General features: G+C 50.4%; 16 protein-coding genes. 9 read left to right on the forward strand and 7 right to left on the reverse strand.

The window, feature by feature from the left end; all coding sequences use genetic code 11:
• Positions 1-18 precede the first annotated feature (18 nt).
• The 3 genes from AC5FX6_RS07705 (at position 19) to AC5FX6_RS07715 (ending at position 8,100) form a co-directional block, all read left to right on the forward strand.
• Positions 19-6,555, forward strand: coding sequence for a DUF8696 domain-containing protein (locus AC5FX6_RS07705; protein ID WP_493596448.1), 6,537 nt, complete (start codon positions 19-21; stop codon positions 6,553-6,555).
• A 6-nt stretch (positions 6,556-6,561) separates the two neighbouring features.
• Entirely contained in the window at positions 6,562-7,578 is a 1,017-nt protein-coding gene (locus AC5FX6_RS07710; RefSeq protein ID WP_493596449.1) for a PorP/SprF family type IX secretion system membrane protein, read from the forward strand.
• A gap of 129 nt (positions 7,579-7,707) precedes the next feature.
• The gene (locus AC5FX6_RS07715; RefSeq protein WP_493596450.1) at positions 7,708-8,100 is read left to right on the forward strand and encodes a transmembrane 220 family protein; all 393 of its coding nucleotides are present in this window, start codon (positions 7,708-7,710) and stop codon (positions 8,098-8,100) included.
• Between the two features lie 78 nt (positions 8,101-8,178).
• Here the strand turns inward: AC5FX6_RS07715 and AC5FX6_RS07720 are convergent, their stop codons facing one another.
• Positions 8,179-8,388 (reverse strand): heavy-metal-associated domain-containing protein, encoded by a 210-nt coding sequence (locus AC5FX6_RS07720; RefSeq protein ID WP_493596451.1) that lies wholly within the window; start codon positions 8,386-8,388, stop codon positions 8,179-8,181.
• Positions 8,389-8,423: 35 nt separating this feature from the next.
• Positions 8,424-10,658, reverse strand: coding sequence for a heavy metal translocating P-type ATPase (locus tag AC5FX6_RS07725; RefSeq protein WP_493596452.1), 2,235 nt, complete (start codon positions 10,656-10,658; stop codon positions 8,424-8,426).
• Positions 10,659-10,951: 293 nt separating this feature from the next.
• Here AC5FX6_RS07725 and AC5FX6_RS07730 point away from each other — a divergent pair, with 293 nt between their 5' ends.
• Positions 10,952-14,299 carry a PAS domain S-box protein gene (locus AC5FX6_RS07730; RefSeq protein WP_493596453.1) on the forward strand — a complete coding sequence of 1,116 codons (3,348 nt, stop codon included), beginning with the start codon at positions 10,952-10,954 and terminating at the stop codon, positions 14,297-14,299.
• 2 nt (positions 14,300-14,301) lie between these two features.
• Complete coding sequence (locus AC5FX6_RS07735; RefSeq protein ID WP_493596454.1) at positions 14,302-14,718, forward strand: response regulator; 417 nt, start codon at positions 14,302-14,304, stop codon at positions 14,716-14,718.
• 93 nt (positions 14,719-14,811) lie between these two features.
• Here the strand turns inward: AC5FX6_RS07735 and AC5FX6_RS07740 are convergent, their stop codons facing one another.
• Together AC5FX6_RS07740 and AC5FX6_RS07745 are read right to left on the reverse strand one after the other, a co-directional pair.
• Positions 14,812-15,261, reverse strand: coding sequence for a DUF305 domain-containing protein (locus tag AC5FX6_RS07740; protein WP_493596455.1), 450 nt, complete (start codon positions 15,259-15,261; stop codon positions 14,812-14,814).
• Positions 15,262-15,271: 10 nt separating this feature from the next.
• A complete protein-coding gene (locus AC5FX6_RS07745) occupies positions 15,272-15,850 on the reverse strand; it encodes a helix-turn-helix domain-containing protein (protein ID WP_493596456.1) in 579 nt (192 codons plus the stop codon).
• 291 nt (positions 15,851-16,141) lie between these two features.
• On the opposite strand from AC5FX6_RS07745, the gene AC5FX6_RS07750 reads away from it, so the two are divergent.
• The gene (locus tag AC5FX6_RS07750) at positions 16,142-17,566 is read left to right on the forward strand and encodes a DEAD/DEAH box helicase (protein ID WP_493596457.1); all 1,425 of its coding nucleotides are present in this window, start codon (positions 16,142-16,144) and stop codon (positions 17,564-17,566) included.
• A 76-nt stretch (positions 17,567-17,642) separates the two neighbouring features.
• Here the strand turns inward: AC5FX6_RS07750 and AC5FX6_RS07755 are convergent, their stop codons facing one another.
• Positions 17,643-18,014 (reverse strand): hypothetical protein, encoded by a 372-nt coding sequence (locus tag AC5FX6_RS07755; protein WP_493596458.1) that lies wholly within the window; start codon positions 18,012-18,014, stop codon positions 17,643-17,645.
• A gap of 125 nt (positions 18,015-18,139) precedes the next feature.
• On the opposite strand from AC5FX6_RS07755, the gene AC5FX6_RS07760 reads away from it, so the two are divergent.
• Complete coding sequence (locus tag AC5FX6_RS07760) at positions 18,140-18,445, forward strand: hypothetical protein (RefSeq protein ID WP_493596459.1); 306 nt, start codon at positions 18,140-18,142, stop codon at positions 18,443-18,445.
• Positions 18,446-18,461: 16 nt separating this feature from the next.
• Here AC5FX6_RS07760 and AC5FX6_RS07765 read toward each other — a convergent pair whose 3' ends face one another.
• Together AC5FX6_RS07765 and AC5FX6_RS07770 are read right to left on the reverse strand one after the other, a co-directional pair.
• On the reverse strand, positions 18,462-19,457 hold the full coding sequence (locus tag AC5FX6_RS07765; RefSeq protein WP_493596460.1) for an alpha/beta fold hydrolase: 996 nt from the start codon (positions 19,455-19,457) through the stop codon (positions 18,462-18,464).
• Positions 19,458-19,574: 117 nt separating this feature from the next.
• On the reverse strand, positions 19,575-20,678 hold the full coding sequence (locus tag AC5FX6_RS07770; protein WP_493596461.1) for a T9SS type A sorting domain-containing protein: 1,104 nt from the start codon (positions 20,676-20,678) through the stop codon (positions 19,575-19,577).
• A 142-nt stretch (positions 20,679-20,820) separates the two neighbouring features.
• Here AC5FX6_RS07770 and AC5FX6_RS07775 point away from each other — a divergent pair, with 142 nt between their 5' ends.
• Positions 20,821-23,016 (forward strand): sensor histidine kinase, encoded by a 2,196-nt coding sequence (locus AC5FX6_RS07775; protein ID WP_493596462.1) that lies wholly within the window; start codon positions 20,821-20,823, stop codon positions 23,014-23,016.
• A 77-nt stretch (positions 23,017-23,093) separates the two neighbouring features.
• On the forward strand, positions 23,094-23,810 hold the full coding sequence (locus AC5FX6_RS07780) for a response regulator transcription factor (protein ID WP_493596463.1): 717 nt from the start codon (positions 23,094-23,096) through the stop codon (positions 23,808-23,810).
• Positions 23,811-23,816: the final 6 nt, after the last annotated feature.

Here is a 23,816-nt window from a genome sequence, read left to right on the forward strand (position 1 = left end):
ACTTATACAGAACCCTTTATGCAACCGGTACAAAAGAGCCTCGCCATTGTTGTGCTCACCCTGCTTTATGTGTTGTGTTTTGATGCAAAAACCATAGCACAAAGTTGCACTCCTATTATAACAATTACGGGCTCTTCCTCTTTGTGCAACGAAGGGCAAACAGTGCTCACTGCCACAGAAGCAGCCAGTTACAAATGGTCTAACGGCGCTACAACTCAAAGCATTACCATCACATCAGCAGGCACTTACACTGTCACCACCACTACAGATGACGGCTGCACGGCCACTTCAGAACCTACCCAAATTAGCGGCCAACCCGACGCTACCATCAAGGATCCGCTTTACGACTTTACCTATTGCAGCTATACAGGTAGTGCCAATTCGTTCAAACTGGAAGTAGAGAATGCATCCACTACGGCTGCCACTAACACGGGCTATACCATTAGCTGGGGTGATGGCAAAAACAGCACCCTCGGCTCCGACTTTGAGCGCACCAGCCATACTTATACCGCCCCTGGCCTTTATAATATCACTGTAACAGCTACTGATGCCAGCGGTTGCCAGGGCACCTTCACAGAAAAGCTTTTCATCGGCAGCAATCCCGGCCTTGGCATCACCAGCGATGGCAATAACATTGACTGTGCCCCAGTGTCTTATGGATTTAGAATTACAGGGGTGGAGGGCAACTCGCCACATACTGTCTATACCTTTCAGTTTGACGACGGTACTGCGCCCTATGTATTCAAGCACAACGAACTGCCTGCAGACCGCATCCTGCGCCATGAGTTCCTGGAGTCATCCAAAGACAAGCCCAACGGTTTTACGCTGACAGGCACAGCCATCAACCAGTGTAACAAATCAATTGCCACATTTACTGGTATTCGCATTTCCAAAGGCCCTATCGCTGATTTTGCCGTCGGAAATGTGTGTCTGAACGAACCCATCCGCTTCCAGGACAAGACCAAAAACGGTTACGATGCTTCTGCCCGAACCGATCGCTACCGCGTTAAATGGGAAATTTTCCCGGAGACCGGCTGGAAGTTCTCTTCCGGTAACAACACGACACTTTCTCCAAACGTGGTATTCAACGAACTGGGCGAGTATATGGTCCGCCTGACAGCTTACCCGCTTGATCCGAATTCAACCTGTTTGCCAACTGTTATGGAGCAGATGATCGTGGTAAAGGATGTCCCCAAAGCCGCCTTCGACCTGACCTCGGATGGCGGTGTGTGCGCCCCTTCTATCTTTAGATCACGAAACAACTCATCGGGCGCAGACCTGAAGTATACCTGGACTATATCAGCTACAGAAGGCTGGAGCTTTGCGGAAGGCACTGATGCCAACTCTGAAAACCCGGTGTTCAGTTTCAATCAATCGGGCACCTATACTGTCTCCTTGCTGGCCAGCAGCTTCTGTTCTGCTGTTAGCACACAGGAAACAGAAATTATCGTTATTAACAAACCTCTAGTTAATTTACCAGAGGCTCAAACCTACTGCGGTCCGCAAACGATCGCTTTTTCAGAGACTAATGCCGCACACAGACCTCAGTTTGATGCTCAGTCCGGAACGATCAGTGCCTACCGCTGGGAAGTGAGCGGGCCAGCTGGTGTGACTTTTGAAGAGGGAAGTGATGCAGGCGCGGCTTATCCCATGATCCGCTTTGCTGAGCCTGGTACTTATAATGTAAAAGTGATCGCCACCAACGAGTGCGGTAGCTCAGAAGAAGCAACACAGCAAATTACGATAGATGCTATACCTGTACTCGAACTGAGCGCTCCCAAGGCAGTAGTGTGCCTGAATAGTGGCATCATGCAGTTAGAGGCCTCGCATAAAGGCGGCACCTGGAGCGGCTCTGCATATGTCTCAGCTGAAGGGCAGTTCAACCCTGCGGCAGTTGGCACTTACGCTCTCTCCTATACCTATCGTGCCGGTGTGTGCGAAGTAACAGAAGAACTGCAAGTTACAGTAAACGACTTGCCAGTTGCGCCAACCGTACAGCAAGTGGCGACGCTCTGCCCAGGCAGCACTGCCCTGCTACGGGTATTGCAGGCCGAAGGCAGCGTGCAATGGTACGAACAGCCGACCGGAGGCAGTTTACTGCACGAAGGCAGCAGCTTCCAGACGCGGTCACTTGACCAGACCACGACTTTTTATGCCCAGACCACGGTAGAAGGTGGCTGCTCAAGTGTGCGTACCCCAATCAAAGTAGAAGTATACCCGGCAACTCCAGCCCCTGTTGTAGCTCCTGTTACTCACTGCGGTGCGGGCAGCAGCGCTATCCTGATTGTGGAAGGTAATGCAGGGGCTTACGAATGGTTTGCCGATGCAGCGGCGACACAGCAACTGGAAACAGGCAGAAGTTTCACAGCCCAAAACCTCCCCGAAGGTATCAGCACATATTATGTACGCGGCGTTACAAACGGCTGCTACAGTCCAGTAATAGCGGCAACTATCACGATCCTGCCAGCACTGGACCGTAATATCCTGAACGAAACTGCAACGATTTGCGCTGGCCAGTCCCCTGCCCTGCTTACTGGCGCAATGCCAATTGGTGGTAACGGCAGCTATACTTATCGCTGGGAAGCTAGCGTGACAGGTGCCAACGAGGGTTTTGAAAGTATTGATGGCGCCACGGCCGCCACTTTCCAGCCAGGTAAACTCAACCGAACCACCTGGTATAGAAGAACGGTGCTATCTGCAGGTTGCTCTCATACCTCCGCTCCTGTTATAATAACTGTAACGCCTGTAATAGATCAAAACACGCTTACTACCATCGCGCCTATTTGCGAAGGGGCAGAAGCTCCTACCCTGCAGGGCAGTGAGCCGACTGGCGGCACGGGTAGCTACACTTATACCTGGGAATACAGCACCACGGGCACTAATGGAAGTTTCAGAGCGGCAAACGGCAATAATCGTGAGCAGCACTACAATCCGGGTGTACTGAACGAAACCACCTGGTTCCGTCGCAAAGTAACCTCCGGCACTTGCCAGGAACACATCAGCGAAGCCGTGAAAGTAACGGTGGTGAAGCCGATCACCATGAACTTTGTTTCAGTGCAGCAAAACACTATCTGCAGTGGCACCACGCCATCTGTTATCATCGGCAGCATGCCGCAGGGTGGGACTGACTTGAAGTCTTACCGCTGGGAAATGCGTACCGAAGACGGCGCTTTTGTGCCAGCACTTGGTACCAACACAGGCCTGAACTATACGCCGCAGATCAACGACAAAACCATGTTCTACCGCCGTGTGGTAGCTGGTGGACCTTGCGACGAAAACTACAGTAACGAAATTCAGATACTGGTACAGCCTGCAATCACGGATAATACAATCCAGATCGAAGGCCAGCCGGTTATTTGCGAAGGCACTGCTGCAGCTACGCTGACAGGTGCGCAGCCTACTGGTGGAAACGGAAGCTACACCTATCGCTGGCTATACAGTACAAGCGGACCGAACGCTACGTTCAGTCCGGCTCCAGGCCAGCATACTGGCCAGCACTACACCAGCCCGACTGCTTTGGCTCAAACTACCTGGTATACCCGTGAAGTGGTATCAGGCGAGTGTATCAGCAACTCAGCGGTAATCGAGGTAACAGTTGTAGGCCTGCCAGCAGCACCAGAGGTTGCGCCGGTTACCGTATGCGAAGGCAACTCCGCCACCTTGACCGTGAACAGCCAAACGACCAATACTTTCCGCTGGTATGCCAACGCTGCTGCACAAAATTACCTGTTCGAAGGATACAGTTTTGAAACTGAAGTACTGCATCAAACCACGACTTTCTTTGTAGAGGCAGTGAATGTAAACGGCTGTGGCAGCAGTGAGCGCCTCCCTGTGACGGTAACAGTCAACAAACGTATCGACAGTAACAGCCTGACAGCCCCGACTGCAGCAATTTGCGCCGGGCAGCGTCCGAGCACGCTAACAGGCACGACCCCAACTGGTGGAAATGGCAGCTATACCTACCGTTGGGAACGTAGCGAGCAAGGTGCGGAGTCTGGCTTTAGCTTAGTTGCTGATGCCCAGTCAGCCACTTACCAGCCAGAGGCACTCGAAAAAACAACTTGGTACAGGAGAGTTGTGCTGTCTGGTCCTTGCGAGGCACACACCAGCACTGCTGTGAAAGTGGAAGTACTTCCGGCGATCAGCAACAATACTATTGCAGTAGAGAAAAGCACCATCTGTTCAGGTGATGTACTGCAGCTGCTAAAAGGCGCAGCACCAGCAGGCGGCAATGGCAGCTATACCTACCTATGGGAAAGCAGCCGCGACGGTCAGCACTTTACTGCAGCAGCAGGAACCAACAACCAGCCCGATTATCAGGCTCCTGCTCCGCTGACTGAGCGCATGTGGTATAGAAGAGTGGTGTACTCGGCTCCTTGTCAGCAGTCACTCAGCCAAGTGCTGGAGATTATGGTGCAGCCAGTGATAGCTAACAACACCATTACCACCCAGTCGCATGCCGTGTGCGCAGGTGATACGCCTGGCGAATTGAAAGGCACCCGTCCAACTGGTGGCAACGAGCAGCCGGTATATCTGTGGGAAAGCCGCACCGAAGGCACAGAGTTCGCCGCTGCAGCTGGAAATAACACTGGTATGAACTACCAGCCGGGTCAGCTGTCTGAAACCACCTGGTTCCGCCGTAAAGTAGTAGCCGGTGAGTGCTTTAATACGTCAGTTGAAGTACGCATTCTGGTAAATGCGGTGATTGCCCACAATACCATCGCTGGAGACCAGGTGATCTGTACAGGCAGCGCTCCGTCCAAGCTAACAGGCTCACAACCTATTGGCGGCACGGGCAGCTATACCTTCTATTGGGAAGCAGCAGGTACTGACGGGGTATTCCGCAGAGTGAATAGCAGCGCAGCTTCTGATCTGAACGTTGGTACCCTGACCACAACCACGTCTTTCCGCCGTGTAGTGGTGTCTGGCCCTTGCCAGCATGTGTCGAACGTGGTGACGATTACAGTTTCGCCTGTTATCAGCAACAATACGATCGGTCTGAACCAAAGCATTTTCAGAGGGCAGACACCAGCTCCGCTTTCTGGCACTAACCCTAGCGGTGGAGCTGGAGCGGGCAGCTATACCTACCTGTGGGAAAGCAGCCTTAGCCAACAGGGTGGTTATCAACCAGCCGCAGGTATAAACAATGGCCGCCACTATACACCGGATGCGCTTTACGAATCTACCTGGTTCCGTCGCCGTGTGCTATCAGGTGGTTGCGAGACAGTATCTGATCCGGTGCTGATCGAAGTGCACAAAGGCGTTACGAACAATAACATCTACAGCGATCAGGTCATCTGCGCAGGCAATAAGCCAGCAACCCTGAACGGCTCGGTGCCAGTGGGCGGTGATGGGCAGTTCCTGTACCTGTGGCTTGCCAGCACGAAGGGCGCTAAAACAGGCTTTATGACGGCTACCGGCCAGAGCACAGGCAAAGATTACAGCCCGGCGGCACTTACGCAGTCTACCTGGTTCCGCCGTGTTGTGCTTTCCGGACCAAAGCCAGACACTAGTGCAGCCGTATTCATCAGCGTACGTCCGCCTATGGCCAACAACCGCATCAGCACCAGCCAAACTATTTGCTATGGTACAGCGCCATCACTTTTAGTAGGCACCCTGCCAACAGGCGGTAGCGGCAACTATAACTATACCTGGGAAAGCAGCACCAGCGGCCCGGACAATGGCTATACCACGGCAGTTGGGAGCAACAGCGGCAAAGACATCCAGTCGGCAGCGCTTACTCAGACCACTTGGTTTAGAAGAATTGTCACTTCTGAATCGTGCGAGCGCCTGGTGAGCGAAGCTATAAAAGTAACCGTGACACCACTGCCAGACATGCCGACCGCAAGCAGCCAGACCATCTGTCACAGCACCAAAACCACCCTGACCGCAACAGGCAAAGGTGGCAGGTTAGAGTGGTACGACCGCGCAACCGGTGGTAATCCGATACAAGTCGGCAACAACTTTACGACACCGATCCTGACCAGCACCACCACCTACTATGTGCAGGAAGTGGCTTCGTCATGCGCCAGTGAGCGCCGTGCTGTGACCGTGGCGGTGCCTGCTCCAAGTGCCAACGCAGGTATGGACCAGATCCTGATGCTCGGCAGAACGGTGCAGCTCCAGGCTAGCGGCGGTGCAACCTACAGCTGGTCACCAGCTGAGGGCCTGAACAATCCGAACATCGCGACCCCATACGCCAAACCAGAGAAAACGACCACCTATACCGTGACGGTGACCAACGAGGCAGGCTGTGTGTCTACGGACGAGGTAACTATTACGGTGCAGCAATTGGTGTACGTGCCGAATACCTTCACACCGAACCAAGACGGCGTGAACGATGTGTGGGAGATTCTCAACATAGAGCAGTATCCGAACTGTAAGGTACAGGTGTTCAACCAATGGGGCAACGCTGTGTTCAGTTCGCAAGGCTATAAAATACCGTGGGACGGACGCCAGAATGGCAAAGAACTCCCAATCGCTACTTATTACTACCTCATTCAGCTTGACAACCAGGAAAAACCGCTTTCAGGAAGTGTGACAATTGTTAAATAACCGTCTATGAACAAACTTTTAGCTTTAGGATTTGTGCTTCTGCTCGCTACCCAGGCCATGGCGCAGCAAAAGCCGCAGTACAGCCAGTACACTCTCAACAACTACCTGCTCAACCCCGCCATAGCAGGTATAGAGGATTATGCCGACGTGAAAATCGGCACCAGGCAGCAATGGTCTGGACTGGAAGGAGCGCCCGTATCATACTACGCCACCTTCCATGCTCCGATCATGAAGGAGGTAGCCCCTGTAACAGCGGCTCAACGTAACAGTTCTCCCGCCAAAGAAGCCACTACCAAGAAGCCAACCTCTTACCGTCGCATCAGGCCGCACCATGGCCTGGGCGCTATGGCCATGACGACTGCAACAGGCCCTCTTAAGCGTAGCAGCTTTAATGTCAGCTATGCTTACCACCAGCCCCTTTCCCGCACCTTGCGTGTAGCTGCAGGGGTAGCCCCGGGATTGATACAATACAGCCTGGATCCTACGGCAGTGCGCGTCATCAACCCGAATGATAAGGCCATTAACGATGGACGAATCAATGAAATGAAGTTTGACCTGAATATGGGCTTGTGGTTGTATTCCTATAATTATTACATAGGTATAGCCGGTGCCCAGCTCGTACCAAGCAAGCGTGAACACCTTACTTCCGGCACTGCCACTGATAACAGCGGCAGACTGCAAAAGCACTATTTCCTGACGGGTGGTTACCGATTAGACGTGTCGCCTGATCTGGCGCTTATACCTTCGGTGATGGTAAAAATGGCACAGCCAAGCCCTGTATCGGTTGATGCAACTCTGAAGGCACTGTATAGCGACCGCATTTGGGCTGCAGCTTCCTATCGCCACAATGAGTCAGTTTGTGTGATGGCAGGTGTAAACATTAGCTACCTGATGGATCTAAGCTATTCTTATGATGCCAGTGTATCACCGCTTGCCGGCACCAACTCGGGCAGTCATGAAGTTGTACTAGGTCTGAAACTGCGTAATCCTTCTAAAATCATTTGCCCACAGTGGGCATGGTAAGTTTCCTCTTACAATATTAAAAATATCCAACGAGCAGCTAGAGGCTGCTCGTTTACTTTTAAAACACAAGTAAAACGCAAAACTTTTATATAATTTTCCAGTATAGCAGTATAATCAATTTAGTCAACTATGACACTCAAACAAATCCTTCCGACCGTATTGGGTATTTGTTTTATTGCTTTCGCTGCTATGCAATACAATGACCCGGATGCTATACTTTGGATAGCCATCTATCTTCTCGCTGCGATTTTCAGCTTCCTGGTAGCTCTGAACAGAGCTAATCAGGCTATGCTGCTGAGTGCTTTCGTTGCATATGCGATTGGAGCCATCTACCTCTGGCCCGAAAAATGGGAAGGTATAGCAATTGGAGGTGGAGATATCAAAAACATTGAAGAAGCGCGTGAATCCTTAGGGATGGCATTGAGCAGCTTATCCATGTTAGGATATACCATTCTTTGTAGGGGCAAATCGCGCCTACACCCACGGAAATCAATCGTGAGGCAAAGTAAATGGGCAAACTGATTCAGCTTGCCCATTAATGCTCACCATAGTTGGCAACTACCCCCTATTAGTTGTACTTCCCACTTCGTTTAGAGGGAATTATACCTGCTCTGCCTTAAAACCCGCTTTCTCTACTGTGCTTTTTATATCCTGAGCATCCAGGCTCTCTGTACTAACTTCCAGTATCTTGTCTGGATTCTCTGTATCTACTTTCCAGTTCTCTATTCCTTCCAGTTTGTTCAGATGAGGCGTCACAGCTCTCACACAGCTACCACAGTTTATGGTTGTTTTAAACTTATACGTTTTCATACTTAACATAACAAATCAACTTATTAAAATAATTCTTATAATTTCTTCCCGCGCAGGCGCAGACTGTTACTTACCACTGAAACCGAGCTTAAGGCCATAGCAGCTCCGGCTACCATTGGGTTGAGCAGGAAACCTGTGAACGGGTAAAGTAGACCAGCGGCCACAGGTATACAGATCACATTGTAAATAAAAGCCCAGAACAGGTTTTGCCGAATGGTGCGCACCGTAGCCCTTGAAAGGTTAATGGCCGCTGCTACCTGCATCAAATCAGAGCGCATCAGGGTTATACCTGCCACATCCATGGCTACGTCAGTACCATGTCCCATCGCAATACTAACGTCGGCTGTGGCCAGGGCCTGCGCATCGTTTATACCATCTCCTACCATCGCCACCACTTTCCCTTGCTCCTGTAGCTTTTTCACAAAATCGGCTTTATCGCCTGGCAGCAGTTCAGCCTCAAAATGGGTGATACCTACCTGCCGGGACACCGCGGCAGCTGTCTGCATATTGTCGCCGGTGAGCATGTATACTTCCAAACCTGCAGCTTTCATACGGGCTATACCTTCGGCAGCGGCAGGTTTTATGGGATCGCTCACGGCAAACACTCCCAGGGCCTTTTGCCCATTGGCAAAGTATACGGCAGTTTTAGCGTTTTCCTGCAGTTTCCGGGCGGCGTCCACCAGTTGGGCCTCCATGGCTATACCTTCCTGACGAAGCAACTTTTCGTTACCCGCGAAAAACTTTTCACCACCAAATGCTGCTTCCACTCCCATACCGGTGACGCTATTGAAATAGTCCGGCTCCAGTGCTGCTATACCTTGTTCTTTATAGTAGGTATAGATGGCCTGTGCGATCGGGTGCTCTGACTTGGCTTCGATCGAAAAGAAAAGCTGCTCCAATCGTTCCTTCCCTTGTACCCCATTGGCCCATACTACATCGGTCACGGCGGGTTTGCCCAGTGTGATAGTGCCCGTCTTGTCAAGCAGAATCGCATTCGCTTTGTAGGCATCTTCCAGACTTTGCGCGTCTTTGATCAGGATGCCGTTTTCCGCGCCCTTGCCCACTCCCACCATGATCGCAGTAGGCGTGGCCAGTCCCAGCGCACAGGGGCAGGCGATCACCAGCACCGAGATCATCGACACCAGCGCCTGCGATAAATAGGCTTCGCCACCAAGCACCACCCAGGCCACAAAAGTCAGTACTGCGATCAGCAGCACAACAGGCACGAAAATCCCAGCGATCTTATCGACCAGCTTCTGCACCGGCGCTTTACTACCTTGTGCCTCCTGAACCATCTTGATGATATGGGCCAGCATGGTTTCGCCTCCGGTTTTGAGGGCAATCAGTTGCAAACTGCCTTTCTGGTTGATCGTACCGGCAAAAATCTTATCACCAGCCTGTTTCTGTACCGGCAAAGGCTCGCCGCTCAGCATACTTTCGTCTACATAAGAGCCGCCTGACGACACTTCTCCATCCACTGGCACCCGATCACCAGGCAACAGTAGCACCTGGTCGCCTATACGCACCTCTTCTATGCGTATTTCGGCCTCAACCCCGTTGCGCAGCACACGCACTGTCTTCGGCTGCAGGCCCATCAGTTTCTTAATGGCTGCCGAGCTCCGGCTTTTGGCGCCTTCTTCCAGGTATTTACCCAGCAAGATAAAGGCAATGATCACGGCTACTGCTTCGTAGTAGACATGCGGTTCCAGCCCACGGTCCAGGAAAAACCGGGGATATATGGTGTTGAACACACTGAAAGCGAAGGCTATACCTGTACTCAGTGCTACTAACGTATCCATGTTGGCGCGCAAGTGCTTTGCCTGGCCCCAGGCATTCACGAAAAAGTGGCGCCCTGCCCATAGCAGCACTGGTGTAGTGAAAGCCAGCATTGCCCAGTTGCCCCAGCTAAATGTGTTGTGAAAGAACATACCCAGCACAAAAACCGGAAAGGCCAGTACAGCTGCCGCAATGGTTTTAGTTTTTAAAACCTGCAGCGCTTTCTCGTGTCGCTCTTCCAGTTCCTGCTCAGTTTGCTGGTCTATCAGCAGCTCAAAGCCGATCTCCTCCAAAGTATCGCGCAGTTGAGCTGGCTGTACCTGCTGTGGCGCATAGGCCACCTGTACGGTTTTACCGGCAAAGTTCACGTTGGCCTCCTGCACCCCCTCCACTGTGCGCAGCATGCTCTCGATGCTGGATGCACAGGAGGCGCAGGTCATCCCCTCTACTGGAAATGTATCTTTCTTATATACTGTTTTCTCTATTGTTGCCATTCTATGTCCTTGGTTTGTCTTCCAATCAATACAAAGGTACGCCCCATGTGAGCGTCCACTGTTACACTATCTTTTAAAAGGTTTACAGATTTTTGACTTGAACAGCTCCTCGGTTTACTTGGATAACACCGGTTTGACAGACGATGCTACTGAATGGAACTTTATGGGGAGGGGGTTTTTGTTTTTAGTATTACAATTGTTTAAGTTCGGTTATAAATACTGATAAATATCAGTGCAAATCCGCTACTCAAAAACATGTGCTACGTAATTTACTAAGCACCTGAACCTTACATATGTTGAAAACAAACCAGACAACGCATCTGCATGCAGCATCGCGCACGACTTATTTAGTGCTGTTTGCTTTTGCGGGTTTACTGATCACACTTCTCGTTCTGGTCTCCAACACGTTCTTCCAGGCTCGCCAGGTTCAGCTCAACCATGATGCTTATGTCGTACTGGCACTGCAGGAGTTAGAGCTGATCGATAACCTCCGGAGTAGCGACGATGCCATACACAAAGCCATTCTGCTGTACCTGACCACAAACAGTGAAGCAGAAAAAAACAATTACGAACAGGACATTCACACAGCCCAGGCGCATAGCGCCGAGATCGTCACCCAACTAAAAGGCATGATGGGAGATGCGAATCGCAGGAGGCTGTTGCGAGATTTTGAAAATGAAACAGCTTCGCATGATACCCTGATTGCGCGTTTGCTTCAACTTAGCCGTAGCGGAAACACGGCAGAGGCACTGGCCTACAACCGTATCGTGATCACGCCGGAGTACAGGCAGCATCAAAACCACCTCAATGAGTTAAGTGCCAGTATACGGCAGGCCACCCGTCAAAGCGGACGCCAGGCATCCGTATCAATCTCGTCATTTGTTAACAACTACAGGTTCATACTTGCGCTTATTGTGCTGATCAGCCTTGCCGCCCTGCTCCTGCTCCGCAACGTGATCCAACGGCTTCGCTTTGACAACAGACTGCTCAATGCTGAAATGAAGCAGCGACAGGACCTGCAGAGAGCGCTGCTGGATAGCCAGATCCAGTATAAGATGCTTTTTGACTTGAATCCCATGCCGATGTGGGTATATGACCGCCTGAACATGCAGTTTCTGGACGTGAATGAAGCTGCCCTTCGCGAATATGGGTATAGCAGAGAGGAGTTTCTGGCACTGAGCATATTTGATATTCGGCCGGAAAATGACGTTCCGCTGCTTAAATTCAGAATGGACCAGGTTGACAAGCAACAATCGCAGCAGAGCAGAATTCGCCATAAGCGCAGCGATGGCAGTGAGTTTGAAGTCGAAGCGATCTCACACGCCCTTCCACGGCATGGTGACAGCATGCCACGTCTGGTAGTGGCCATGAACGTGGACGAGCGCCTGCAGATGATAGATAAGTTGCAGAAAAGCGAAAAACAGCTGCGTGAGATCAGCTCCAGCATACCAGGGGCTGTTTTTCAGCTAGAAATGAATAGCACAACCCAGTACTCCTTCACATTTGTCAGTGAGGGCATCCGTGACTTATTCCAAATAAGCCCTGAGGAGGTATACGACAACATTGAAGCACTCTACCGCCACATTGAGCCTGAAGACATTTCACTTGTTTGGGAAGCTATCAGTGCCTCCTACCGTGACCTGTCTCCACTGGTTGTAGTCTTTCGGATAAGAGAGCCGCAGGATGGCAAGTGGAAGTGGGTGCAAACACACGGACTACCTACCTGGAAAGAGGCAGGTCACGTGATTTGGAACGGTACTATGATCGATATTACAGATCAGATTACAGCGCAGGACAAACTGATGGCCAGCGAGGCAAACCTAAGGGCACTGCTTGACAGCTCCCCACAGGCCATCTACCTGCTCGACAAGTCTATGCGCATCATGATGTGCAATTCTGTGGCCAAGAAGGACGTGCGGAACCTGATGATGAAGGAGCTCAAGACAGGCATGAATTTCATAGACTTGGTTGGCAAAGAAAAAGGACAGCAGTTCCGGGAACAGCACAAACGCGCGATGAGAGGCGAGACGATCCTTTACGAAGAGGGTCATGGCGACTACTGGCACGAAATAGCACTCCGCCCAGTACTCGGACCAGAAAACCGGGTGTTGGCAGTTGCCCTTACAGTGCTCAACATCTCGGAGCGCAAACTCGCCATGGAAACCATCAAGCGAAACGAAGAACAACTGGCGCGTGCTCAGCAACTGGCCTTGCTCGGCAGTTGGGAGCTCGACGTAGAGAATGATCTGATTTATTGGTCTGACAGCGTATATGACATCTACGGCGTCAGTAAGATGTCCTTCGTCCCGACACGCCTCAATTTTATGCACTTCTTGCCCGAGGCCGAGCACGCACAAGTACTGGCAGCCCTGGAGGATGCGACTGTGAACAATCGGATCTTGTCTGTTGAGCATACCGTTGTGCGACCTGACGGAAGCAAGCGCATTGTTTATACAGTAGGGGAACCTGAATACGATGAGCATGGCAAGTTTATCCGGTTTCATGGTTCTACACAGGACATCACAGATCGAAAAAAGGCTGAACAGGAGGTCTTGAAAGCGAAAAATTTGCTGCAATCCACGCTCGAGAACATTCCGGAGCTGATCTTTTCAGTGGACACTTCCCTTAATGTGCTCTATGTCAGCCCACAGTGCATTGAGTTGACAGGCTATACCGAAGAAGAGTTTTATAGCCAGCAAGACCTCTGGCACAGTATATTTCATCCTGAAGATAAAGCTTATGTGGAGCAGAACATTCTACCCGAACTACAACGGGGAGAGCGTCAGCATTACGAAGTACGCATCCTGACCAAAGACAATCAGAGTAAATGGTTGATGCTCCGCGTCTCTCCCAGAATAGACGAGAAAGGCATAGTTTACCGTCTTGATGGCTCAGCCTCCGACATGACATCCTACAAGGAGGCCCAGCACAAACGTGACGAGCTCACTGACCAGTTGCTGAAGCAGAACCAAAACCTACAGCAGTTCGCCTACATTGTATCACATAACCTGCGGGCTCCGATCGCCAACATCTTGGGCCTTACCACCATCTATAACAAGCACAAGCCAGACTCCCCTATGAACCCCCGGGTAATCGAAAACCTGTTCAAGTCTGCTAAGCTGCTTGACACCACCATAAGGGACCTGAATGACATACTTACCATCCGGAGTGAGCTTAACAATGTGCGGGAAGAGATCACTTTTGAGCAAGTCTATCACGAGGTATACGACAGCTTGCCTACTGAGCTGTTAGACAGGGACATCCGCATCGAATATGACTTCAAGGAAGCGCCTGCTGTAAATAGTGTTCGCAGTTATGTGCACAGCATTATGCATAATCTGGTTACAAATGCTTTGAAATACCGATCACCTGATAGAAATTTGCAGTTGCAGCTTAAAACTTTCACTATTCCTAACTATATTTGTCTCTGCGTATCAGATAATGGTCTCGGGATCGATCTGAGTAAAGATAAAGAAAAAGTCTTCGGTTTATACAAGCGTTTCCACTCGCACAGAGAAGGACGTGGTTTGGGATTGCACCTTGTTAAAACCCAGGCTGAGCTGCTTGGCGGCAAAGTAGAAGTAGATAGCCAGGTAAATGTTGGCACTACTTTTAACATATACTTTAGACACACCCTATAGTAATGAATATATTGAAAAGAGTAGTTTTGATTGATGATGACGAGGTGAACAATTTTGTTTGCGAAAGCATTATCCGAAATGAGCACTTTGCCGAAGACGTGTTCAGCTTTCAAGGAGCTGAAGAGGCACTAGATTTTCTGAAGTCTTCAGTTGAGCCATCAGGAGCTAATTTTCCTGACTTGATTTTCCTGGACATTAACATGCCAGGTATGGATGGTTGGAACTTCATAGAAGAGTACCGCAAGTTACCTGAGTACGCAACTCAGAAGTGTAGCCTGTTTATGCTTTCGTCGGCCGTGGACCGTAAGGACATACAGTGCGCCCGCAGCCACAAAGAAGTAAAAGAGTTTTTCTCAAAGCCGCTTTCTCCTGAAATTCTGGAGTTTATCAAAGAAGAATTTTTGATAAGGGTAGAGTAGTCTGCCTTTCTCAAAAGCAAGAGCGCATGCCCCGTCATTACCGACGCCGCATGCGCTCTTGCTTTTAACAGTCTTTTTATACCTGCCTTTCCTTTAATCTACCCGCTGTTCTATTTTCTCCATCTCGGCTATTTCCTGCTGCTGCGCCCGGATGATTTCCTCGGCCAACCGCTTCAATTCCGGATCGCTGATTCTGGCCTCTTCGCTTACAAGTATGGCTGATGAGTGGTGCGGTATCATGGATTGTATAAACTCATCATTCCCGACAAAGGCCTGGTTGCGCAGCATGATAAATGCTCCGATAGTCGCTATAACGCTCATAACTGCAATGATGGCGTTTAGCTTTTTGTCTTTGTACATGGAGCGCATCACTCCCAGCATGATCAACGCCATAGGAGCTACCATCAGGATGGTCATGTAAAGACGATTGAGGTTCAGACGAACATGACTCCATTCTGCTACATTGCTGAACATGACTGCATACATCACCACAAAGGAAAGCCCAAGCATCAACATTAGCTTCCCATAATTCCCATTCGTCATAATTCTTATATCAGGTTACATTATCAAGCGGCTTCCGCATTGGAGCTGTGGCTTTCTTATACTCTGATGGTGACATGCCGGTTACCTGCTTAAATTGTGCCGATAGGTGTGCTACGCTGCTGTAACCCAACTGAAAACTGATCTGGCTAAGCGTCAACTCATTGTATGCCAGCAGCTCTTTTGCCCGTTCCACTTTCTGCAGCACAACAAAGCGGGCAATCGTCAGCCCTTCCTCCGCCGAAAACAGCCCACTCAGGTAATGGTAATCACGACCGATGGATTGGGCCAGATAGTCGGATACATTCACGTCCAGGTTCTCGACCTCTCCGGAGCGAATCAGCTCAATGATGGCGATCTTGATTTTCTCTACCAGCTCCGCCTTTTTGTCTTCGATCAGCTCAAACCCGTTCTCCTGCAGAGATTCCCGTAGCTTTTGCATTTGCTCCGCAGTAGGCGGTTGTTCGAGCTTTACCTCTCCCAATTCGATGGCCACAGGATGCAGGTCAAGTTTGTCAAGCTCCTGTGTAACTACCTTAAGGCAGCGGGGGCATACCATGTTGCGGATGTGCAATGTATGTGGCTGTGTCATTGTCTTCTTCTAAAGGCATACACGCAGAAGCTATGTATTTTACAAATTCCCGGTGCCTGCCTGCTTATACTTACGCAAAGCTAACAAAACATTTTGCCCTGTGCACTTGCTGCCGTTAGCAGGCTGAGCTGTCTCTATTATACCCGCTTTGAATTATTAGTATACACTTCCTGTTGTACCCTTAATCAACCCACTGATACCTGCCTGGAGGCAGTAAATGGGGGTAACAAATAAAAAAGAGCAAGCCGGAATAATAGACTTACCTTTGTAGCTTGCAATAATCAATCATACATGACATTTAGCGAATTAAATTTAATAGAACCTATCCTGAAGGCACTACAGGCAGAAGGCTATACACAGCCTACGCCAATACAGGAACAGGCTATACCTCATCTTTTGGCAGGCACCGACGTGCTTGGCTGCGCTCAGACGGGCACAGGCAAGACAGCTGCTTTTGCCATACCTGTGCTGCAAATGCTGCACAATCAGAAAAACAGAGCATCTAACACCATCAAAACGCTTATCCTGACTCCTACGCGGGAGCTGGCCATACAAATAAATGAAAGCTTTGCCGCTTATGGCAAAAACACAGGCGTACGCCATACCGTTATTTTCGGTGGCGTGTCGCAGCATGCACAGGTTCAGACTATAAAGCGCGGCGTAGACGTGCTGATCGCGACACCAGGTCGACTGCTCGACCTGATCGGTCAGGGCTTTATATCATTGAAGCACGTGGAGTTTTTTGTGCTTGACGAGGCCGACCGCATGCTGGACATGGGCTTTATCCATGATATCAAGCGCATCATCCCGATGCTGCCGAAGCAACGCCAGTCGTTGTTCTTCTCAGCCACGATGCCTCCTGTAATTCAGGCGTTAGCTGATACTATCCTGATAAATCCGGTGAAGGTAGAAGTAACGCCTATCTCATCAACAGCTGAGAAAGTAGGCCAGGCTGTGTACTTTGTAGAAAAGAACGACAAGCGCGAACTGCTGCGTCACCTCCTCACTGAGTCTGAGATTGACCGCGTACTGGTATTCACCAGAACAAAGCACGGTGCTGATCGCGTAGCAAAGGACCTCAACAAAGCCAATATTCAGGCAGAAGCCATCCATGGTAACAAGTCGCAGAATGCACGTCAGCGGGCGCTAAGCAACTTCAAGGCAGGCTCTACCCGTGTGCTGGTAGCTACAGACATTGCCGCCCGCGGTATTGACGTAGAAGAACTATCACATGTGATCAACTTTGAGTTACCGAACGAGCCCGAAACCTACGTGCACCGTATAGGTCGTACAGGTCGTGCCGGCAACGCAGGTATTGCCCTCTCCTTCTGCGACGTAGAAGAGCGTGCCTACCTACGTGACATTCAGAAGCTGATTAACAAGCAGATCAAAGTGGACGCAAACCATCCGTTTGCTTTACCAGAGCACTTGTCAGTAAACCTGGAGAATGCCAAGAAGCCGAAAGGCCCTGCCGGAGGCGGCGGACGAGGCAGAGAGCCCCGCAATAGCAGCGCCCCTAATAATGGCAACCGCCCTGCTGCAAGTGGCAGCAGACCATCTGGAAGTGGTAATAACCGTTCTGGCAGAAGCGAGGGAAACAGTCGCGCAACAGCAAGCGCTGGCACAAGTAGCCGCTCAGCTAACGGTAACCGCAGAAACTGGCGTGATAAAAAGGGCAGTAGCCATAGCAGACCATCAGGAAATCTGGAGTACTAGTATTCCATAACACAAAAAAGCCCCGCCTCTTCTGAAGAGGCGGGGCTTTTTTGTGTTTTAAGGTATAGGCTATACCTTAGATTCGGCTTTGGTCGCTGTCGTTTGGTTCTGTGTCATCTTCACCAAATGGTTGTTGGCGACTGCGAATTCCATTTACATCATCGTCCATGGCGGTGTCGCTGCCCTCGTACTCAAAACCAGGACCCTGCGCAAACTCCTCTGTGCTCTTGGGGTTGTTGGCGCCGTAGCCCGTTGTTTCGTTACCCTGTATATGCAGGTTTTCCAGACTGTCTTTCTGGTCTGCCCGCTCCAACGCTCCCCCATACCCTACATTGCGTTTAGCAGACGGATCGGGTTTGTTGCCCATCGTCTGACCTTTGCGATGCTCGTCACTTATGTTTTTAGGGCTGTTGGGCGTGTTTTGTATATCTTCATCTCTGGTTGCCATAATTCAATTCATTTGTTTACCTGTGTATACGCTCTCCCGGAAGTTCAGTTAGGTATAGCATCACTTACTTAACATAACAAATCAACCAAACACTATTATACATCTCACCTATCTTTCGATTATCTTTGAACGAAATAATGCGGACGGATGGCACGTATGGCATCCCGATTGCGTTACAGGAAGAACCAGCAGCGAAAAGGCTTATGAAACTATCGAAAATATACGACCCGCGTGAGATGAACTCTTACCAGTTTGTGGCTATGACGGGCTTGGTGATGACCATTTTGGCGAATGTGATCCTCCTGTTTATTGACAAAACAGTGGATGATTTTAATGCGCTATACCTTTGCTGGTTTGTATTCTTCGGGCTGGGAACCATTGCCAATTTCAACAGCAGACCTAGCGATCACGATCATCACCACCATCATTAAGCCTCTGACTTAAAGTTTATTGCTTTAAGAACTCCAGTAGTGCTTTGTGAAACTGATCCGGTGCTTCAATGTGCGGGATGTGCCCCACACCTTTCAATTCAAATAGCCTGGCATTAGGTATGGCACCTGCAGTTTGCTGGCCCAGTTGCGGGTACTGCCCATATTGCTTTCGTTCTTCCTCGTTCTCAATGTAGGACTTCCCTACTACCGTGCGGTCTTCCAATCCAATTGCCAGAAGCACAGGCATCTTCAGCTCACTAAATTCATATACCACCGGCTGCTCATAGATCATGGCATAGGTATGCGCTGCCACACGAGCCACCAAGGGGTAGTCTGGACTGCGCAACTGAGCAGCAGGTATACGCACCCACTCATCGTAGGCTGGTTTCCAGGAGGTATAGTAGGTTTTGTGATAATCCCGAATGCCTGATTCAGTACGTTTCAGTTCTTCCTGGTACAACTCCTCCAGGCTTTTGTAAGGCACAATACGCCTGTAATCCTCCAGTCCGATCGGGTTTTCAAGCACGAGTTTGGCAGTTGTCTCCGGATACATCAGCGCAAAGCGAGTAGCCAGCATGCCACCCATCGAGTGTCCTACGACTACTGCTCCGTTTATTTTCAGGTGATCCAACAGCTGGCGTGTGTGCTGGGCCAATTGGTGGAAGCTATAATGCACCTCAGCCTTATCCGATTTGCCGAAACCCAACTGATCAGGCACGATCACCCGAAAGCCCTGTCCGGCCAGGAAATTCATCGTTTGTTGCCAATAGGCGCCCAGAAAGTTCTTGCCATGCAGGAGCACCACTGTTTGCGGATTTTTGAAACTGGGTGGCGGCGACACATCCATGTAAGCCATCTTGTACTTCTGCCCCTCCTGCTCTACTTCCAGGTAATTAACCGGATAACGGTACGCGTAATCACTCAGGGTGGCATTGTAGGTCCGCTGCGACTGCGCCACGGCAGAAACCTGGAAAAGCAAAAGGAATAGAATAAGGTATAGGGTAGATTTCATCAGTTTCAGGTATAGGTACTGCTCTTTCTACTCATAGCAGGCACCAAGAGTTATGATGCAAAAAGCCCGGCACTGCAGGCACCGGGCTTCTCTACTGAACTATTCTAACAACATAAACTACTGTACTAACACCTTTTTGGTATGATAGCGGTCTCCTTGCGCTACCTGCAAGAAGTAAAGCCCCCGGCCAAAAGGCGTCAGGTCTATCTCCCGCTCATATGTTCCTGTAAGTTTCTCGACTGTGTCCACAAACACTTCGCGGCCCTTGTCATCCATTACCCGCACGACGGTGGTGCCTTTGTTTTTGAGCGCAAAATTCATCTTGAAACGACCATTGTTCGGATTCGGTGAAAAATTGATTTCTTCCACTTTCAGCTCTTCGCGTGACTTCATTTCCACAGGGGCGCCAGTCGCCTTCAGTTGTTCTTTATCAGCTTTTGTTGCATCTTCTACTTTAACCTTGTGCATGATAAAAATCGCCCGGTTAGGTCTGGCAAAATGAAGCCCTATCTCCTCTCCTGATACCTCTGTTTCTTTTCCGTCACGGTCGATGCGGTACACCTTTCTGTCCTCCCCGTCTGTTATGATCCTAATGTAGTTCCTTTCTGCATTCATAAGCAGGGAGTCGGCAAGAAGTCCCTTAGGCAAAGTCTCTACCATTATTCGCTCGATTTCTCTTGGGTTTATGGCCATCACACGCTCTCCATTGAGCATTCGCAGTGAAAAGGCTGAGTCACGGGGCATGCGTATAAAGACGTCAGGATTACCCGCAATAGTCAGGTTCTTCCCTTGCTCACGAAGCACTTCGATGCGCTTCACCATCTCTTTGCTCATACTATCGGCAGACAGAGAGAGCACACGCACCTCTTTTAGAGCACGCAGCATAGCGCTATCTCCCTTCATACCCTGTACCCTTGCCTTGTACATGGCATTCCCCTCTCTGCCTAAGGTATAGGCTCTCACTTTCCCGTCCAGCATACGCATGTGTGCCGTGTCAAGCCGTGCCGCTTTAAGGGCTTTGGCAATGGCCTCCTCGGTCTCGGCTGTGAAAGTGGTATCGATGACCACCGTTTTACCATCTACCGTGCGAATCATCTTGATATGCATCTTATGCTTCTCCTGGCCCGTTTCCTGCGCCAGAGACTGGTATAATGGCAAGAGCCCCATCAGCAGGGCGAGGGCTAGTCTGATTAAGGTCTGAAAGTTGATGAAGAGGTCCATAGTGATGAGGTATAAGGAGTTAGCAAATCATTTCTACAAATGTACGCTGGCACGTAAGCCCTAAGCGTTAAAGCCAGGTTAAAGTCTGTTAAGGAAAAGTTAAAGTAATGGACAAGCCAAGCGAAATACGTAAATTTGTTATGTGAGCAAACTGACTATCATAGGTGTTATCGTGCTGATGAGCATATCGTTACTCGGTATGGTCGGCCTTCAGCTGTATTGGATATCGGATGCCATACAGGTGAAGCAGGAGCAATTTGACCGGAGCGTACACGAGGCGCTGGCCCGCGTAGTTGAAAAGCTGGAAACGCAGGAAGCCGTGTCGGCAGTGGCCAGCGGAATGGCCACGCTTCAACAACCCGTACAAGAAACGGTGCCACTGCATGGTATACCTTCTCTTACACAAGTAGCTTTCTCCAGCCCCAGGCAGTCAGAATCTTCTGATCACCCTCAGGGCACCAACACGGTTGCCTCACAAAGCCAACCCCAAGGTATAGCAACAGCAGCAGGTATAGCACTGTCAGAAAAGCAACAAACAGATAAGCCCACGCTCTCCAGAACTCTGAAAGGCCAGGCCCATCCCAATGCCGGCAACATTAGTTATCGGGTTGAGTTCAGATCCTTAGACTCCTTGGTGCATCACTTGTTACCCCCTGGCGTGCGTATGCCAGCTATGCCAGCCATCCCAATGGAGCAGCTACGGCACATGGCAGCCTGGCAAGCGCAGACAGACTCTTTACACGCACGTGCTTACCGCCTGAGCGATAAAGGAGCGGTGCGTGTCCGTAGACTGCCGGATAGCACTGTCAGGTATACCCGTCAGGTAAATGGCCGGAGCGTTCATTTTTCGGTTGATACACTGCAGTTCATTGCCTTGCACCTGGACAGTCTCCGCCGCAACAACACGTACAGCCAGGTGCTTTCACCAGCTGAAATAGCCTCGATCAATGTACGGAAAGACAGTATTTTCATTTTCAAAAAAGGTAACGCTTCCCGCAATAACCTGACAGAGGTAATTGTATCGGATCCGGGCATCGTCACTGGCAACAAAATCACTTTCCGGAGCATACACAGACCAGAAGAGCGGAAATCTGTGCAGGAAGCAACACAACGCGACATAACACTCCGGACCAGTGCTCAGACGGCTACTATACCTGCCGCATCAAAACCGGCTCAGAGCAGGCCTGCACCTGCCAGTCCCCCTACTCCTGACCCTGCCAAAATTGAGGCTAAAAAAGAAAAGCTGAATGATGTCGTAGAGAAAATGGTCGTGGAATACGTGGCCAAAGACCTCCCCCTGGCACAGCGAGTGAACCTGAACGAGCTAAAGCCCATGTTGCAAAGCGAACTGCATGACAAAGGCATTGCGTTGGATTTCGGCTATTGGGTACTCTCTGGCCAGCAGGATACCGTTATGGCCAGCCATTTGCCTGTGAGCGGCATCAACTCCTTCGCTACCTACAAGGCCAGCCTGTTCCCGAACGACATCTTTGACAAGTCAGATCACCTTGCCGTCTATTTCCCTGACAGTCAGGCGTACGCATTGAAATCACTTTGGATGATGCTGGTCTTTTCGGCGCTCTTCACTCTGATCATGGTGGCCACTTTCGGCACAACGATTCACATCATCTTCCGGCAGAAGAAACTCTCTGACATGAAGAACGACTTCATCAACAACATGACGCACGAGTTTAAGACGCCGATTGCCACAATCTCACTTGCCGCTGACGCCATCTCCAACCCCAAGGTATACGCCCGACCGGAGAAGGTGCAGTACTACACCGGCATCATCCGGCAAGAGAATAAGCGCATGAACTCCCAGGTGGAGAATGTGCTGCAGATTGCCCGACTCGAGAAGAATGATTATCAGATGAACCTGACCAGAACCGACCTGCATGCTTTGGTACTCAAGGCCATTGAGAGCATATACCTGCAGGTAGAGGAGCGCCAGGGTCATATCACTACTGAGTTGCATGCCACAGGGACCGAACTTGAGCTGGACGAAGTGCATTTTTACAACGTCATCTGCAACCTGCTCGACAACGCAAACAAATACTCTCCCGACCGCCCAGCCATCCGGATAGCAACCTACAACACAGCCGGAGGCACACTGCTGGCCGTGGAGGATAAAGGGATGGGCATGACACGGGACACGCAGTTGCGCGTATTTGATAAGTTTTATCGTGTGCCGACCGGCAACCTGCACAATGTGAAGGGCTTTGGACTGGGACTCAGCTATGTAAAAGCGATCGTGAAAGCGCATAACGGCACTATAAAACTTCAAAGTGAGCCGGGCAAAGGCAGCCGTTTTGAATTATTTTTGCCAGCCAGTGCCTAATCTAGCCTTAGCCATGCAACCAGAGCAGCCGGCACAGCATCTTTAAATAAAAGCCTATACCTATAATCCGTCATGCCATGAGCGACAAAGGACTGAACATATTGCTTGCCGAGGACGATCCTAATTTTGGCATCGTGCTCAAAGATTATCTGGAGCTGCATGACTATGAGGTAACGCTCTGCCCCGACGGCTGTCAGGCCATCACGGCTTTCCGGAAAGGAAGTTTTGACCTCTGCATACTGGATGTCATGATGCCTGGCAAAGACGGTTTCACATTGGCACGCGAAATCAAGAAACTACAGCCTGACATGCCGCTGATTTTCCTGACCGCCAAAGCGATGCGGGAGGATATGCTTGAAGGCTTCAAAATCGGTGCAGATGACTACATTACCAAGCCATTCGACTCAGAGGTGCTCCTTTACAAAATAAAGGCGATCATGCACCGTAAGGGCGGCAACCCAGCCGCAGAAAAGCAGGAAGTAACAGAGTACAACATCGGGCAATACCGGTTTCAGTACAAACTCCGACTGCTGCATCATAACGGGGACATCCAGAAACTGTCACCGAAGGAGGCCGAACTGCTGCGCCTGCTCTGTCAGCACCTGAACGACGTGATGCCGCGCGAAGAAGCGCTTTTGCGCATCTGGCACGAAGACAGCTACTTCACAGGCCGCAGCATGGACGTCTACATCGCTAAACTCCGCAAATACCTCCGCCATGACCCAGCTGTGGAAATCATCAACATCCACGGGCAAGGCTATAGGCTATGCGCCCATAACGGGGTGATGTTATAGCTCGAT

The organism is Pontibacter sp. LHS2, from assembly GCF_058932845.1.

What these genes read in the sequence shown, in the direction of transcription:
- AC5FX6_RS07705 (WP_493596448.1), top strand. Translation starts at nt 19, where the DNA reads ATGCAACCGGTACAAAAGAGCCTCGCCATTGTTGTGCTCACCCTGCTT.
- AC5FX6_RS07710 (WP_493596449.1), top strand. Translation starts at nt 6,562, where the DNA reads ATGAACAAACTTTTAGCTTTAGGATTTGTGCTTCTGCTCGCTACCCAG.
- AC5FX6_RS07715 (WP_493596450.1), top strand. Translation starts at nt 7,708, where the DNA reads ATGACACTCAAACAAATCCTTCCGACCGTATTGGGTATTTGTTTTATT.
- AC5FX6_RS07720 (WP_493596451.1), bottom strand. Translation starts at nt 8,388, where the DNA reads ATGAAAACGTATAAGTTTAAAACAACCATAAACTGTGGTAGCTGTGTG.
- AC5FX6_RS07725 (WP_493596452.1), bottom strand. Translation starts at nt 10,658, where the DNA reads ATGGCAACAATAGAGAAAACAGTATATAAGAAAGATACATTTCCAGTA.
- AC5FX6_RS07730 (WP_493596453.1), top strand. Translation starts at nt 10,952, where the DNA reads ATGTTGAAAACAAACCAGACAACGCATCTGCATGCAGCATCGCGCACG.
- AC5FX6_RS07735 (WP_493596454.1), top strand. Translation starts at nt 14,302, where the DNA reads ATGAATATATTGAAAAGAGTAGTTTTGATTGATGATGACGAGGTGAAC.
- AC5FX6_RS07740 (WP_493596455.1), bottom strand. Translation starts at nt 15,261, where the DNA reads ATGACGAATGGGAATTATGGGAAGCTAATGTTGATGCTTGGGCTTTCC.
- AC5FX6_RS07745 (WP_493596456.1), bottom strand. Translation starts at nt 15,850, where the DNA reads ATGACACAGCCACATACATTGCACATCCGCAACATGGTATGCCCCCGC.
- AC5FX6_RS07750 (WP_493596457.1), top strand. Translation starts at nt 16,142, where the DNA reads ATGACATTTAGCGAATTAAATTTAATAGAACCTATCCTGAAGGCACTA.
- AC5FX6_RS07755 (WP_493596458.1), bottom strand. Translation starts at nt 18,014, where the DNA reads ATGGCAACCAGAGATGAAGATATACAAAACACGCCCAACAGCCCTAAA.
- AC5FX6_RS07765 (WP_493596460.1), bottom strand. Translation starts at nt 19,457, where the DNA reads ATGAAATCTACCCTATACCTTATTCTATTCCTTTTGCTTTTCCAGGTT.
- AC5FX6_RS07770 (WP_493596461.1), bottom strand. Translation starts at nt 20,678, where the DNA reads ATGGACCTCTTCATCAACTTTCAGACCTTAATCAGACTAGCCCTCGCC.
- AC5FX6_RS07780 (WP_493596463.1), top strand. Translation starts at nt 23,094, where the DNA reads ATGAGCGACAAAGGACTGAACATATTGCTTGCCGAGGACGATCCTAAT.